Annotated in this window: 10 protein-coding genes; 4 read left to right on the top strand and 6 right to left on the bottom strand. The window is 74.5% G+C overall.

Annotation, left to right across the window (positions count from 1 at the left end):
- The 4 genes from ABZ385_RS29285 to ABZ385_RS29300 are packed head-to-tail and all read left to right on the top strand — an operon-like array spanning position 1 to position 4,115.
- Positions 1-1,095 carry an ABC transporter permease gene (locus ABZ385_RS29285; RefSeq protein ID WP_358699289.1) on the top strand — a complete coding sequence of 365 codons (1,095 nt, stop codon included), beginning with the start codon at positions 1-3 and terminating at the stop codon, positions 1,093-1,095.
- A complete protein-coding gene (locus ABZ385_RS29290; protein ID WP_358699290.1) occupies positions 1,092-2,024 on the top strand; it encodes an ABC transporter permease in 933 nt (310 codons plus the stop codon). The genes ABZ385_RS29285 and ABZ385_RS29290 overlap by 4 nt, the downstream gene beginning before the upstream one ends.
- Positions 2,021-3,049, top strand: coding sequence for an ABC transporter ATP-binding protein (locus ABZ385_RS29295; RefSeq protein WP_358913815.1), 1,029 nt, complete (start codon positions 2,021-2,023; stop codon positions 3,047-3,049). The genes ABZ385_RS29290 and ABZ385_RS29295 overlap by 4 nt, the downstream gene beginning before the upstream one ends.
- Before the next feature lie 37 nt (positions 3,050-3,086).
- A complete protein-coding gene (locus ABZ385_RS29300) occupies positions 3,087-4,115 on the top strand; it encodes an ABC transporter ATP-binding protein (RefSeq protein WP_358913816.1) in 1,029 nt (342 codons plus the stop codon).
- Here the strand turns inward: ABZ385_RS29300 and ABZ385_RS29305 are convergent.
- The 6 genes from ABZ385_RS29305 to infB form a co-directional block, all read right to left on the bottom strand.
- Positions 4,112-5,062, bottom strand: coding sequence for a bifunctional riboflavin kinase/FAD synthetase (locus ABZ385_RS29305; RefSeq protein ID WP_358913817.1), 951 nt, complete (start codon positions 5,060-5,062; stop codon positions 4,112-4,114). The two genes, ABZ385_RS29300 and ABZ385_RS29305, sit on opposite strands and share 4 nt — an antisense overlap.
- Positions 5,063-5,091: 29 nt before the next feature.
- Positions 5,092-8,796: a trypsin-like peptidase domain-containing protein gene (locus tag ABZ385_RS29310; RefSeq protein WP_358913818.1), complete on the bottom strand. Its 3,705-nt coding sequence runs from the start codon at positions 8,794-8,796 to the stop codon at positions 5,092-5,094.
- Positions 8,797-9,082: 286 nt separating this feature from the next.
- The gene (truB, locus tag ABZ385_RS29315) at positions 9,083-9,985 is read right to left on the bottom strand and encodes a tRNA pseudouridine(55) synthase TruB (protein WP_358590398.1); all 903 of its coding nucleotides are present in this window, start codon (positions 9,983-9,985) and stop codon (positions 9,083-9,085) included.
- Complete coding sequence (gene rbfA / locus ABZ385_RS29320; protein WP_358590395.1) at positions 9,982-10,440, bottom strand: 30S ribosome-binding factor RbfA; 459 nt, start codon at positions 10,438-10,440, stop codon at positions 9,982-9,984. Before rbfA ends, truB begins: the two co-directional genes overlap by 4 nt.
- Positions 10,441-10,491: 51 nt before the next feature.
- Positions 10,492-10,785, bottom strand: a complete 294-nt coding sequence (locus ABZ385_RS29325) for a DUF503 domain-containing protein (protein WP_125515432.1) — start codon at positions 10,783-10,785, stop codon at positions 10,492-10,494.
- A gap of 160 nt (positions 10,786-10,945) precedes the next feature.
- Positions 10,946-14,071: a translation initiation factor IF-2 gene (gene infB, locus ABZ385_RS29330; RefSeq protein WP_358913819.1), complete on the bottom strand. Its 3,126-nt coding sequence runs from the start codon at positions 14,069-14,071 to the stop codon at positions 10,946-10,948.
- Positions 14,072-14,076 lie beyond the last annotated feature (5 nt).

Genomic DNA, 14,076 nt, shown 5'->3' on the forward strand with positions numbered 1-14,076 from the left:
ATGACCGCTGACAGCAACCCCGCACTGCTCGACACCGAGGGCCCGCTGGGCCCCGGGGCCGGCGGCGGCCCGGCCGATGCCGGGTCGCCGTCGGCCCGCGGGCCACGCGCCCGCACCACCCGCGCCTATCTCCGCTATGTGGCGGGCAAGCTCGGCGGCGCGATCGTCTCGCTGTTCGCCGTGCTCGTCACCAGCTTCTTCCTCTTCCGGCTCATCCCCGGCGACCCCGTCAAGCAGATGACCGGCGGCAAGCGCGTCTCGGCCGAGCAGCTCGCCGCCATGCGCGAGGAGTTCGGCCTCGACCAGCCGGTCATGACCCAGTTCCTCGACTACACCGGCAACGTCCTGACCGGCGATTTCGGCACGTCCTACCAGTTCCACGCGCCCGTCCTCGACAAGATCACGGAGGCGCTGCCCGCCACACTGCTCCTCACCGGAACGGCCTACGTCCTCTACACGCTGCTCGGCATCTGGCTGGGCACGCGCACCGCCTGGCGCAACGGCGGACTCGGCGACCGCCTCAACACCGGGCTCGCGCTGACGCTGTACTCCGTGCCGTCGTTCTGGCTCGGACTGCTGCTGATCATCACCTTCTCGGTGGGGATCGGGCCGATTCCCGGCATGTTCCCCACGGGCGGCCTGGAGTCGGGCGGCGAGACGGGCTTCGCGTACGTCGTCGACGTCGCCCACCACATGGTGCTGCCCGTCATCACGCTGGTCGCCGTCGGATACGCCCAGACGCTGCTCGTGATGCGGTCCTCGCTCCTGGACGAGATGGGCGGCGACTACCTGACGACCGCGCGGGCCAAGGGGCTCCGCGACGACCTCGTGCGCCGCCGGCACGCCGTGCCCAACGCGCTGCTGCCCACCGTCACCCTGATGTTCGTCAATCTCGGCACGGTGGTGGCGGGCGCCATCCTCGTCGAGACCGTCTTCTCCTGGCCGGGGCTCGGCGGGCTGTTCTACTCGGCGCTGAGCGTGCCCGACCTGCCGCTCGTGCAGGGCCTGTTCTTCGTCTTCTCCACCGCGGTGATCCTGATGAACACCCTGGCCGACGTGATCTATCCGCTGCTCGATCCCCGGGTGGGCCGATGACGACCGAATCCGCACCGACCACCCCCGCCGCGCCGGCCAAGAGCGCGCGCTCCCTCGCCCGGACCCGGCGCCGGCACTCCGCGGCACGCTTCTGGCGGGAGTACCGCACACACCGGGCCGGCCTCGTCGGCCTCGCCGCGCTCGTCGTGATCGCCCTCGCCGCCGTCCTCGCGCCGCTGCTCGTCGGCTCGGACGCGCAGAGCGTGACCGACGCGCCGGGCAGGCCGATGGAGTCGCCGAGCGCCGCGTACCCGCTCGGCACCGACCAGTTCGGGCGCGACCTGCTCGGCCTGCTGGTGTGGGGCGCGCGCATGTCGCTGACCGTGGGGCTGCTCGCCGCCGTGCTCTCGGTGGCCATCGGCACGCTCGTCGGCATCACGGCGGGCCACTTCAAGGGCTGGTACGCCACGGTGATCATGCGTGTCACCGACTGGTTCCTGGTGATGCCGACGCTGGTCCTCGCCATCGCCCTCGCCGCGGTGCTCTCCGGCTCGATCTGGACGATCATCCTGGCGATCGGCGTGACGACCTGGCCGACCACGGCCCGCCTGGTGCGCGCGCAGACGCTCGCGGTCGAGTCCCGGCCCTACATCGAACGGGCCCGGGCGCTCGGCGGCGGCCACGGCCACATCATGACCCGGCACGTCCTGCCCAATGTCATGCCGCTCGTCCTCGCGCAGACCACCCTCGTCATCTCCGGTGCCATCCTCACCGAGGCGACACTCGCCTTCCTCGGCCTCGGCGACCCGACGAGCGTCTCCTGGGGCGGCCTGCTCCAGGACGCCCGTGAGGCCGGGGCGGTCAGCGCCGGCCACTGGTGGTACCTCGCCCCGCCCGGCCTCGCCATCGCGATCGTCGCCCTGGCGTTCACGCTGTGCGGGCGCGCCGTGGAATCCGTGCTCAACCCCAGGCTGGGGGCCACCCGTTGAACGACGTACGAAAGACGCCAGGGGCCCGGCTCCTCGACGTGCGCGACCTGGAGGTGACGTACCCGAACGGCGCCGCCGCCGTGCGTGGCGTGCACCTCCATGTCGACGCGGGCCAGAAGCTCGGTGTCGCCGGCGAGTCGGGCTGCGGCAAGTCCACGCTCGCGCTGGCCCTGCTGCGGCTGCTCCCCGCGGGCACGAAGGTCTCCGGCGAGGTCCTGCTCGACGGGGAGGACGTCCTCACCATGAAGTGGGGGCGGGTCCGCGCGGTGCGCTGGGCGGGCGCCTCGATCGTCTTCCAGGGCGCGATGCACTCGCTGAACGCCGTGCACCGCGTCGGCGACCAGATCGCCGAGCCGATCCTGCTGCACAAGAAGGCGACGCAGGCCGGCGCGCGCAAGAAGGTCGGCGAGCTGCTCGAACACGTGGGGCTGCCCGCCGCCCGCGCGCAGGCCTACCCGCACGAGCTGTCCGGCGGCCAGCGGCAGCGCGTGATGATCGCCATGGCGCTGGCCTGCGACCCCCGGCTGATCGTCGCGGACGAGCCGACCACCGCGCTCGACGTGATGATCCAGGCGCAGATCCTGCGCCTGATCCAGCAGCTGGTCCGTGAGCAGGACCTCGGCCTGGTGATGATCAGCCACGACCTGGCGGTGCTCTCCGACACCTGCGACCGGCTCGCGGTGATGTACGCGGGCCGCGTCGTCGAGGAGGGCCCGGCCACCCAGGTCTACGAGAGCGCCCGGCACCCCTACGGGCAGGCCCTGTCGGCGGCCTTCCCGAGGATCGGGGACGCGGCGTCCCGGTTCGCGCCGCGCGGTCTGCCGGGCGACCCGCCCGACCCCTCCGCGCTGCCCACCGGCTGCACGTTCCATCCGCGCTGTCCCGTCGCCCTGGACGTCTGCGCGACACAGGACCAGAAGCTGCGGGACGCGGGCCCGCGCCACCGCGCCGCGTGCGTCCACGCGGGGGCGCCGCTGCCCGCGCAGCCCACCTCGGCGCCCCCGGCCGCGGAGCGCGCGCCGTGACCGAAAGCCTCCGTGACCCCGTGAAGAGGAACCGCGCATGACCACTCGCGAGCCCGGCGGCCCCCTGCTGTCCGCAGCCGATCTGCACATCGCCTTCCCCGGCCGCCGGGGCGCGCCGACCGCGCGGGCGGTGGACGGCGTCGACCTCGACATCCAGGGCGGTGAGATCGTCGCCCTGGTCGGCGAGTCGGGCTGCGGCAAGACGACGCTGGCCCGCTCCCTGCTCGGGCTCGTGCCGCCGACCTCCGGCACGGTGACGTTCGCCGGGCGGCCGCTGGAGTACTCGGGGCGCGCCCTCAAGGCGTACCGCAAGCGCGTCCAGCTGGTCCTCCAGGACCCCAGCGGGTCGCTCAACCCCCGGCACACGGTGTACGAGGCCGTCGCCGAGGGGCTGCGCATCCACCGGTACGCGGGCGACGAGCGGGCGGCGGTCGCCGAGGCACTCTCCCGGGCGGGGCTGCGGCCGCCGGAGCGGTTCTTCCTGCGCTACCCGCACGAGCTGTCGGGCGGCCAGCGCCAGCGGGTCGTCATCGCGGGCGCGCTGGTCCTGCAACCGGAACTCATCGTCGCCGACGAGCCGGTGGCGTCCCTGGACGCGTCGGTGCGCGGGGAGATCCTGGCGCTGCTGCTGCGCCTGCGGGCCGAACTGGGCCTGTCCGCGCTGGTGGTGACGCATGACCTGGGCCTTGCGTGGAACATCGCCGACCGAGTCGCGGTGATGTACCTGGGGCGCATCGTCGAGACGGGCACGGTGGAGGAGGTGCTGACGGCGCCTCAACACCCGTATACGCGGGCGCTGTTGTCGGTGCTGCCGGAGGCGCCGGGCTCTCCTGTCGTCCTCAGCGGTGAGCCGCCGGACCCCTCGCGGATTCCCGGGGGGTGCCGGTTCCACGTGCGGTGCCAGGTGCTCGCCTCGGGCGAGGCGGAGGCCGCGGGGGTCGCGAGCCGGTGCCGTACGCAGGACCTGGCCGTGCTGTCCGGCGCCGGGCGGACGCAGGTGGCCTGCCACTGGGCGGCGGCCGGCGGGACATCCCAGGGGGCGCCCCAGACGGCGGTCGGCACCTAGGCGGCGGCCTCCGCGATGAGCTCGCGGGACTTCCTCACGTCGTCCGCGATGGCGACGAGGAGCGCGTCGACGGAGTCGAACTTCGCCTGGCCCCGCACGAAGGCGAGGAAGTCCACGGCGACGTGCAGCCCGTACAGGTCGAGCCCGACGCGGTCGATCGCGTACGCCTCGACGGTCCGCTCGGTGCCGTCGAACTGCGGGTTCGTGCCGACGGAGATCGCCGCCGGCATCGCCTCGCCCTGGGCGTGCAGCCACCCGGCGTAGACGCCGTCGGCGGGGATGGCGGTGTGCGGCAGCGTCTCCACGTTGGCGGTGGGGAAGCCCAGCTCGCGGCCGCGCTGGGCGCCGCGCACGACGACGCCCTCGACGCGGTGCGGCCGCCCGAGGATCTCGGCGGCGCCCGTCACATCGCCCTCGGCGACCAGGCTCCGGGTCAGCGTGGAGGAGAAGGGCCGACCGCCGCCGGCCTCTCCGGTGACGTACAGGTCGATGACGTCGACCTCGTAGTCGTACGTCCGGCCGAGCTCGGTCAGGACGTCGACGTTGCCCGCGGCCTTGTGGCCGAAGCGGAAGTTGGGGCCCTCGACGACCACGCGCGCGTGCAGCTTGTCGACGAGGACCTTCACCACGAAGTCGGCGGGCGACAGCTTGGAGAACTCGCTGGTGAAGGGCAGGATCAGCAGCGCGTCCACCCCGAGGTCGGCCATCAGCTCGGCGCGCCGGTGGTGCGGGGCGAGCAGCGGCGGGTGGCTGCCGGGGCGCACGACCTCGCTGGGGTGCGGGTCGAAGGTGACGACCACGGCGGGCACACCCAGATCCCGGGCGCGCCGCACGGCGCGGCCGATGATCAGCTGATGACCGCGGTGCACGCCGTCGTAGGAACCGATGGTGACGACGCTGCGCCCCCAGTCCTGGGGGATGTCCTCCAAGCCACGCCAGCGCTGCACTTCTTTGCTCCTCGCCGAACCCGTGTATGTCACGTACGTCTGTGCGTACCCATTGCCGATTGCGCAGGTCTAAGACTGCCATGCCGACCGGTCCCCTCCGCCATCGGTGTCTCTTCGGAGGGGGTGGCGGGGGTCACTCCGGGCCGGGCCGGCACCCGGGCGCCGCCGGGGGCGAGGCCGAGAATCGTCCGGGAGGCACTCGGGCCGGCCAGGGCGGCCCATTCCCCGGGTGCGTCGCTGAGCCAGTGCGCCACGAGCGCGGCGAAGCGCGGCTCGTGACGGGCCGCTTCGACCAGGCACCGGTCGAAACGGGAGGCCCCTTCCAGGGTGCGTCCTAGGAGCAGTCCGACGCGGTGCACACGCGCGCGGGCGCGGACCTCGCCGCCCCGCACCGCCTCCCGGGCGACGGCCCGCAGCACGCTCTCCAGGACCGCCGGCTCGCGCTCCTTGGCGAGCAGTACGTCGAGCAGCTCGTCCCGCAGCTCCCGCGAGGCGGCGGTGCCCCGGGCGGCGAGGACAGGGGCGAGGGCGGCGCGTACCTGAGCGGGGCGGCTCCGCAGCAGACCGGCGGTCAGCGGGAGGAGGACGGGGCGCGCTCCGGGGCGCTGTTCGAGCAGGTGGTCGAGGTGGGCGGCGGCGGTGGTGGCCGTCTCGGGGCGGGCCTCCAGCAGGTCCCGCACCAGGTCGGCGACGCGGCAGGCGAGTGCGGGCGTGGTGCTGTCGAGGAGGCGGCGCAGCACGTCGTCGGCGTCCGGGCCCGCCGTGTGCAGCCGGGTGCCGAACGCGGCGAGCACCGGCTCGGGGTGGGTGGTCAGGGCTTCGGCGAGGGCGTCGGCGGGCAGGCGCGCGTCGCCGGCGGCGAAGCGGCGAAGGGCGCGGGCCAGGTGGTGCGGGCGGGTCGTCGGGTCGCGGACGAGGAGGGCGAGCGCCGCGCCGTGCAGGGCGTCGTCGCCGGGGCGGGCGAGCAGGGCGAGGGCCGCGTTCCGCAGCCGTGCGCGGTCGGCGTCGGCGGTGGTGTGCCGGGCGGCTCGCGGGCCGTGGGAGGCGGCGGCCGCGCGCCGGTCGGGCCGCGCGTCGCGCGCCCAGCGCTCGACGGCGCGGCACAGGGCCGCGGGCTCCTCCTCGGCGAGGGCGGCGAACAGCTCGTCGGCGCGGGCGTGGCCGCAGTCGACGAGGGTTTCGGTGAGGTCGTCGACGGCCCGGCGCCGGTGGGTGTGGAGCAGTGCCTGGGCGGCGGAGGCCACGGTGGCCTCGGGCGCGGCGTCCAGCGGCCGCTCGTCGGTGAACCAGCCCACCAGGTGGCGTGGTACGCCGACGGGATCGGCGGCCAGGAGGCGGGCGACGGCGTCGAGGCAGCGGCCCGGGGTGCCGGGCGGCCCGTCGCGGACGATGCGCCGCCGCAGCAGCGCGAAGCGTTCCGCCGGCCCGAGCGGCAGCGCCAGCCAGAAGGCGGCCTCGAACTCCCCGCGCTCGGCCAGCGCTTCGAGCACCGGGAAGTGGGCCGCCGCGTCCGGCACGCGCACCAGTACGCCGCGCAGCAGGTGCGCGGCCCACCACCGGGCGTCAGCGGCGGCGTCCGCCTCGCGGTCCGGCGTCTGTGCCGTGAGGTCGGCCAGCGCGTGCGTCAACTCCCGCAGCCGCTCGTCCAGTTCGGCAGGTCCCCGCTGGCGGCCGAGCGACAGCAGGGCCTGGATCACGGGGCCGACGCGGTGGCGCGGCACCGGGATCGGGCGGGCGGCGGCGGGTCCTCGGCCGCGCTGCTCGGGGACCACCGGGGAGCGCGCGGTTCGCCGGTGCCGGTGGACCAGGCAGGCCAGCGCGCCGTCCACGTCCAGGTGGGCGCCCTGGAGCCAGTCGGCCACCTCCTCGTGCGCGAAGCGGTAGCCCGCGCCCGCCGGCACCAGCAGCCCTTCCGTCAGCACGGCCGGGGCCCACCCGGTGCAGCCGTGGGCGCCCGGGAGCGCGCCCCAGGGGAAGAGCGCCTCGAAGGACGCGCGGTCCAGCTCCCCCTGTCCCGGCCCCAGGCAGCGCCGTGCCGCCTCGTGGACCTGCCCGGCCACCTTCGCCGCGAGCCGGCGTACGGCTGTGCCGCGCAGGCCGTTCGGCGCCGCGAGGCGCACGGCGACCCGGAGGCACAGCAGGTCCAGGTGGGCGGCGAAGACGTCTTCCCGGCCGGGGGTGCCGGGCGGTGGGGCGTCGCGCAGGGCGGCCCGAACCTCGGAGAGGAGCCGCAGCGTCAGCGGATGCCGCGCGTCGGCGCCGGTGAGCGCCCCGTCCGGGATGCCGTACCGTGCGCGGGCCCGGCGGGCCCGCGCTTCCGGCAGGTCGTCGAGGCGCACGCAGGCAGGGAACGCGGCCGGGCCGGGACCGCGGGCGCCGGGCGCGCGTAGCCCCTCCTCCCCCGACGCGCCGTGCAGCAGCACCGCGTCGAAGTGGGCCCCGGCCTGCTCCCAGTACTCGGCCCGGCAGGCGATCACGAGGCGGGCGCCCGTCTCCCGCAGCCACGCGGCCGTGCCCTGGCTCCACGCGGCGAGGCGGTGGGCGAGCGCGGGCGGCATCTCCTCGGGCCCGTCGAGCAGCAACAGCAGGGGCCGCCCCGCGTCTCGCGCGAGCCGTGCCACGCGGTCCGCCGAGACGTCCGCGAGGTGGTCGCCGCCCGGCGCCTCCCGCGCGGCCGCGAGGATGCGTCCGGCCCGGTCCAGGGCCCGCTCCACCGCGTCGCCGACGCCCGTGTCGGTGTGCCGCAGGTCGGCGCCGCGCAGCCACAGGGTGGGGGCCGGCTCGGCGCCCCTGGCCCGTCGGGCGGCGAGCGCGGCCAGCTCCGTCGTACGCCCTGTGCCCGGGTCGCCGACGAGGCCGAGCACGTGCGCCGGGCCGTCGGTGAAGAGGGTGAACTCCCGTGCCACGGCGGGCCGTTCGACGGGGTCGGGCCGGGTGGCGCGGGGCCCGTCGGACCCAGCGGACGTGGCCGTCAGGTGCAGGGCGCCCGCCAGGTTGAGGTCGGCGCCGTACGCGGGCACGGTCGCGGCGTTGCGGGCGACGAGCGCGGCGAGCGGGCCGCCCGGGTCGGCGGCGGCCGCCTCCCGCAGCGGGATCGCGAAGCCGGGCGGGCGGTGGGTGACGGGCGCCTCGCCCAGCGGGCCGGGGGCGGGCTCCTGGGGCAGCAGCGCGGTGCCGAGGACGGCGAGGACCGCGCCGGACGAGGCGTCCACCACCGGTCCACCCGCGGCCCCGCGGCCGCGCCGCAGCGCGTCGGCGCCCTCCGTGCCGATCGCCAGCCCCAGGGCGGTGCCGAGCAGGTGGAGGCGGTCGGTCGCCGCGTACGTGACCGGGGAGCAGCCGAGGACGCGGGCCTCGCGCCAGCCGAGCGCGGCGATCCGCACATAGGTCCCGGTCGGCACGGTGTCGCGCACGCTCAGGGGCAGGGGACGCAGTCCCAGCCCCTCGGTGCGCACGAGCGCGAGATCGGTGTCGGGCAGCGCCACCACGGCGTCGGCGGCCACCGCGCAGGTGCGCCCGCCCGGGGCGTGCAGGACGATCCCGGCGAGTCCGTCGACGGCCTCATGGCTGGTGATGACCGTGCCGTGCTCGTCGGCGGCGAATCCGGTGCCTCGGGGGCGGCCCGCCGGGTCGCACACCCGCACCAGGGCACGGTCGAGCGCCGCGGAGGCGCTCCGCTCCCCCGCGCCCGCGGTGTCCCCGGCGCCCGCGGCCCGCGGACCCCGTCCCGCCATGCTCGAACCTCCTGGCTGTTCCCCGTGTCCCGACCGTAGGTCGGCGGTGATCGGCCGGACAGGACGCGGTGCGAACGCGCCCCCTTCCGCTCCCTCGGTTCACTCCGAGCGCCTGTCCGAAGGGGTGAATCGGGGCGGCGCGGTGGATAGACCTTGAGTGGGGGAATGGTGGGGGGAGCGTGGAGCGGCGTACGGAGGTCCGCCGCTCCACGACGAAGCGGGATGCCGGCGCCCCCTGAGCGAGACGCCGCCGCCGCACGCCGAAGCGGGAGGCCGGCGGACCGGCTCAGGCGAAGACGGCCAGGCTCTTGGCCTTGCCCCGCGACTCCTCCGCCAGGACCAGGAAGCGGCCTTCCTGGTCGAAGACGGCGACGGCGCCCGCCCCCGCGTACTCCTCGGGCATGTCGATCCGCACGCCGTTGAGCAGCAGCCGGCCGCGCTTGTCGTCCACGTCCCAGCGCGGGAAGGCCTGTCGCGCGGCCTCGGCCACCGGCATCACGGTCAGCTCCTCCTGGAGCTGGTCGAGGGTCTTGGCCGTGTCCAGCTTGTACGGGCCGACGCGGGTGCGGCGCAGTGCGGTCAGATGGCCGCCGACGCCGAGGCCGGCACCGAGGTCGCGGGCGAGCGCCCGGATGTAGGTGCCCGAGGAGCAGACGACGGAGACGACCAGGTCGAGGACGGGGGTGCCGTCCTCGGCGACGGCGTCGCGGACGTCGTACACCGTGAAGGCGGAGACGGTCACGGGCCGGGCCGGGATCTCGAAGTCCTCGCCCTTGCGGGCGCGCGCGTACGACCGCTTGCCGTCGATCTTGATGGCGCTGACCTTGGAGGGCACCTGCATGATGTCGCCGGAGAGCTTGGCGATGCCCGCGTCGATCGCCTCACGGGTGATCTTCGAGGCGTCGGCCGACGAGGTGATCTCGCCCTCGGCGTCGTCGGTGAGGGTGTCCTGGCCGAGGCGGATGGTGCCCAGGTACTCCTTCTCGGTCAGCGCCAGGTGGCCGAGGAGCTTGGTGGCGCGCTCGACGCCGAGCACGAGGACACCCGTGGCCATCGGGTCGAGGGTGCCCGCGTGTCCGACGCGGCGGGTTCTGGCGATCCCGCGCATCTTGGCCACCACGTCGTGCGAAGTGAAGCCGGACGGCTTGTCGACGATGACAAGTCCGTCCGGCGTTGTGGTGCTGCTCATGCGCGGGCGTCGCCGTCCGTCTCGTCTGCGTCGTCCTCGGGCTTCTTGTACGGGTCGGCGTCACCCGCGAACTCGGCGCCCGCGGAGACCTCCCGGACCTTCTCGTCGGACATCCGCGCCTTGTCGAGGAGGTCCTCGATGGCCCGGGCGTTGTCCGGCAGGGCGTCGGCCACGAAGGCCAGCGTCGGCGTGAACTTCACGCCCGCGGCCTGGCCCACCGCCGAACGGAGGACGCCCTTGGCGCTCTCCAGGCCGGCGGCCGCGGCCGCGCGGTCCTCGTCGTCGCCGTAGACCGTGTAGAAGACCGTGGCCTCCCGCAGGTCGCCGGTCACCCGGGTGTCCGTGATCGTCACATGCGTCCCGAGCCGCGGGTCCTTGATCCCGCGCTGCAGCTTCTGGGCAACCACCTCCCGGATGAGGTCCGCCAGCCTTTTCGCCCGCGCGTTGTCGGCCACTGCTCCGTCTCCCTTATCCCCGGGCATTCCCTGGGCTTGTCTTGCTGTTGTTCAGTCGTCGTCGCCGTGCAGCCGCCGTCTGACCGACAGCAGCTCCACTTCGGGCCGGGCGGCGACCAGGCGCTCGCACCGGTCCAGTACGTCCGTGAGATGGCCCCAGTCGCCCGACACCGCGGCGAGGCCGATCTCGGCCCTGCGGTGCAGGTCGTGACCGCCGACCTCCGCCACGCTCACCGCGTACTTGCGCTGGAGCTCGGCGACGATCGGGCGGACGACGGAGCGTTTCTCCTTCAGCGAATGTACGTCGCCGAGGAGCAGGTCGAAGGACAGAGTCCCCACATACATGTGTGTCCGGATGTCCCGCCGGTACGGGGTCGGCGCCCCGCCAACCACTTGGCGGGGACACCAGAACCGTACACGCAACGGCCGGGGCCGATCGACGGGATTTCCCCCGTCGACCGGCCCCGACACCACCGCGCGCATCGGACTGCGGTGAGGCAGTCGATCAGCCGCGCGGCTTCTCGCGCATCTCGTACGTCGCGATGACGTCGTCGATCTTGATGTCGTTGAAGTTGCCGAGGTTGATACCGCCCTCGAACCCTTCGCGGATCTCGGTGACGTCGTCCTTGAAGCGGCGCAGACCCTCGATGTTGAGGTTCTCCGCGATGACCTTGCCGTCGCGCAGGAGGCGTGCCTTGGTGTTGCGCTTGACCTCGCCCGAGCGGATGAGGACACCGGCGATGTTGCCGAGCTTGGACGAGCGGAAGACCTCGCGGATCTCCGCGGTGCCGAGCTCGACCTCCTCGTACTCCGGCTTGAGCATGCCCTTGAGGGCCGCCTCGATCTCCTCGATGGCCTGGTAGATCACCGAGTAGTAGCGGACGTCGACGCCCTCGCGCTCCGCCATCTGCGCGGCACGGCCGGCCGCGCGGACGTTGAAGCCGATGACGATGGCGTCGGAGCCCATCGCCAGGTCGATGTCCGACTCGGTGACCGCACCCACACCGCGGTGCAGGACGCGGATGTCGACCTCTTCGCCGACGTCGAGCTGGAGCAGCGAGGACTCGAGAGCCTCCACCGAACCGGACGCGTCGCCCTTGATGATGATGTTGAGGTCCTGGACCAGGCCCGCCTTGAGCACCTGGTCGAGGTCCTCGAGGGACACCCGGCGGGTGCGCTTGGCGAACGCGGCGTTGCGCTCACGGGCGGCACGCTTCTCGGCGATCTGACGGGCCGTACGGTCCTCGTCGACGACCAGGAAGTTGTCGCCCGCGCCCGGGACGTTGGTGAGACCGAGCACGAGGACCGGAGTCGACGGGGTCGCCTCCTCCACGTTCTCGCCCTTGTCGTCGAGCATCGCGCGGACTCGGCCGTAGGCGTCACCGGCGACCATCGTGTCGCCGACGCGGAGGGTACCGCGCTGGACGAGGACGGTCGCGACGGCGCCGCGGCCCTTGTCGAGGTGGGCCTCGATGGCGATGCCCTGCGCGTCCTGCTCCGGGTTGGCCCGCAGGTCGAGCGAGGCGTCCGCGGTCAGGACCACGGCTTCGAGCAGCTGCTCGATGTTGAGGCCCTGGCGCGCGGAGATGTCGACGAACATCGTGTCGCCGCCGTACTCCTCGGCCACCAGACCGAACTCGGTGAGCTGACCGCGCACCTTGACCGGGTCGGCACCCTCGACGTCGATCTTGTTGACCGCGACCACGATCGGCACGTCGGCCGCCTTGGCGTGGTTCAGCGCCTCGATCGTCTGCGGCATCACACCGTCGTTCGCCGCGACCACGAGGATCGCGATGTCGGTGGACTTCGCACCACGGGCACGCATGGCGGTGAACGCCTCGTGACCGGGGGTGTCGATGAAGGTGATGGCGCGCTCTTCGCCGTTGACCTCGGTCGCGACCTGGTAGGCACCGATGTGCTGGGTGATGCCACCGGCCTCACCCGCGACGACGTTCGTCTTGCGGATGGCGTCGAGCAGGCGGGTCTTGCCGTGGTCGACGTGACCCATGACGGTGACGACCGGCGGACGGGAGACGAGCATCTCCTCGCCGCCCTCGTCCTCGCCGAACTCGATGGAGAACGACTCCAGGAGCTCGCGGTCCTCCTCCTCCGGGCTGACGATCTCCAGGACGAAGTTCATCTCGTCCGCGAGGAGCTTCAGCGTCTCGTCGGAGACGGACTGCGTGGCGGTGACCATCTCGCCGAGGTTCATCATCACGCCGACGAGCGACGCCGGGTTGGCGTTGATCTTCTCGGCGAAGTCGGTGAGCGAGGCACCGCGCGACAGGCGGACGGTCTGTCCGTTGCCGCGAGGCAGCATGACGCCGCCGACCGACGGGGCCTGCATGGCCTCGTACTCCTGGCGCCTCTGCCGCTTCGACTTGCGGCCACGACGGGCGGGCCCGCCGGGACGGCCGAACGCGCCCTGCGTGCCACCACGGGCACCGGGGCCACCGGGACGTCCACCGAAGCCGGGACGGCCGCCGAAGCCACCGCCACCGCCGGGACGACCAGCGCCGCCGCCACCGGGACCGCCGGGACGGCCGGCGAAGCCGCCGCCGCCACCACCGGGACCGGCCGGACGGCCGGCGAAGCCGCCGCCACCGGGACGACCGGCGCCGCCACCCGGGCGACCGCCGCCGCCACCGGGACCACGGCCACCGCCGGGGCCACCACCGGGACGCGGGCCCGCGGCGGGACGCTGCGGCATCATGCCCGGGTTCGGACGGTTACCGGCGGGACCGCCGCCGGGACGAGGCGCCTGCGGGCGGGGCATGCCGCCCGGGGTCGGACGGGCGCCGCCCTGACCCTGCGGACGGGGGGCGCCACCGGGGCCGCCCTGGCCCTGCGGGCGCGGGGCGCCGCCGGGGCCACCCTGGCCGCCGGGACGCGGGGCGCCGCCGGGACGGGGCGCCTGGGGGCGCGCCATGCCGGTGGAGCCACCAGAGGTGAACGGGTTGTTGCCCGGACGCGGACCCGCGGGGCGGGCACCGCCGGGACGCGGGGCGCCCTGGCCACCGGGGCGCGGGGAGCGCTCGGGGCGCTCGCCACGACCGCCCTGGCCCTGGGCCTGGCCACCCTGACCGGGGGCCGGACGGCCACCGGGCTTGGGGGCGCCGGGACGGGCCGCGGCCGGACGCGGGGCCTGCGACGCCGCGGGGGCGGCGGGGGCGGCCGGAGCGGCCGGCGCCGCCGGGGCGGCGGGCGGAGCCGTGAACTCCGGGGTGGTCGGCGCCGGGGAAGCCGGGGCCGGCTTGGGGGCCGGGGGCTTCGGGCCGGGGCGCGGGCCCGGAGTCGCCGGAGAAGCCGCGGGCTTCTCGGCCGCGGGCTTGGGGGCCGGCGGCTTGGGCGCGGCCGGACCCGGACGGGCGGCCTGCGCGGGAGAGGGGGACGCCGAGCCCGAGGGGGCCGGCGGCTTGGGGGCGGCCTGCTTGCGCGGCGCGCCGGGCTTGGCGGCGGACTTGCCGCTGCCGCCCTGCTGGAATGCGTCAGTCAGTTTGCGTACCACGGGCGCCTCGATCGTCGAGGACGCCGAACGTACGAATTCACCGAGTTCTTGAAGCTTGGCCATGACGGCCTTGCTCTCTACCCCGAACTCCTTGGCGAGTTCGTATACCCGGACCTTAGCCACTTCGC

The organism is Streptomyces sp. NPDC005898 (genome assembly GCF_040629635.1).
Taxonomy (GTDB): domain Bacteria; phylum Actinomycetota; class Actinomycetes; order Streptomycetales; family Streptomycetaceae; genus Streptomyces.

Bases quoted from the DNA above. Each gene is read 5' to 3' on its own strand.
- ABZ385_RS29285 (WP_358699289.1), top strand. From the start codon at position 1: ATGACCGCTGACAGCAACCCCGCACTGCTCGACACCGAGGGCCCGCTG.
- ABZ385_RS29290 (WP_358699290.1), top strand. From the start codon at position 1,092: ATGACGACCGAATCCGCACCGACCACCCCCGCCGCGCCGGCCAAGAGC.
- ABZ385_RS29300 (WP_358913816.1), top strand. From the start codon at position 3,087: ATGACCACTCGCGAGCCCGGCGGCCCCCTGCTGTCCGCAGCCGATCTG.
- ABZ385_RS29310 (WP_358913818.1), bottom strand. From the start codon at position 8,796: ATGGCGGGACGGGGTCCGCGGGCCGCGGGCGCCGGGGACACCGCGGGC.
- truB (WP_358590398.1), bottom strand. From the start codon at position 9,985: ATGAGCAGCACCACAACGCCGGACGGACTTGTCATCGTCGACAAGCCG.
- ABZ385_RS29325 (WP_125515432.1), bottom strand. From the start codon at position 10,785: ATGTATGTGGGGACTCTGTCCTTCGACCTGCTCCTCGGCGACGTACAT.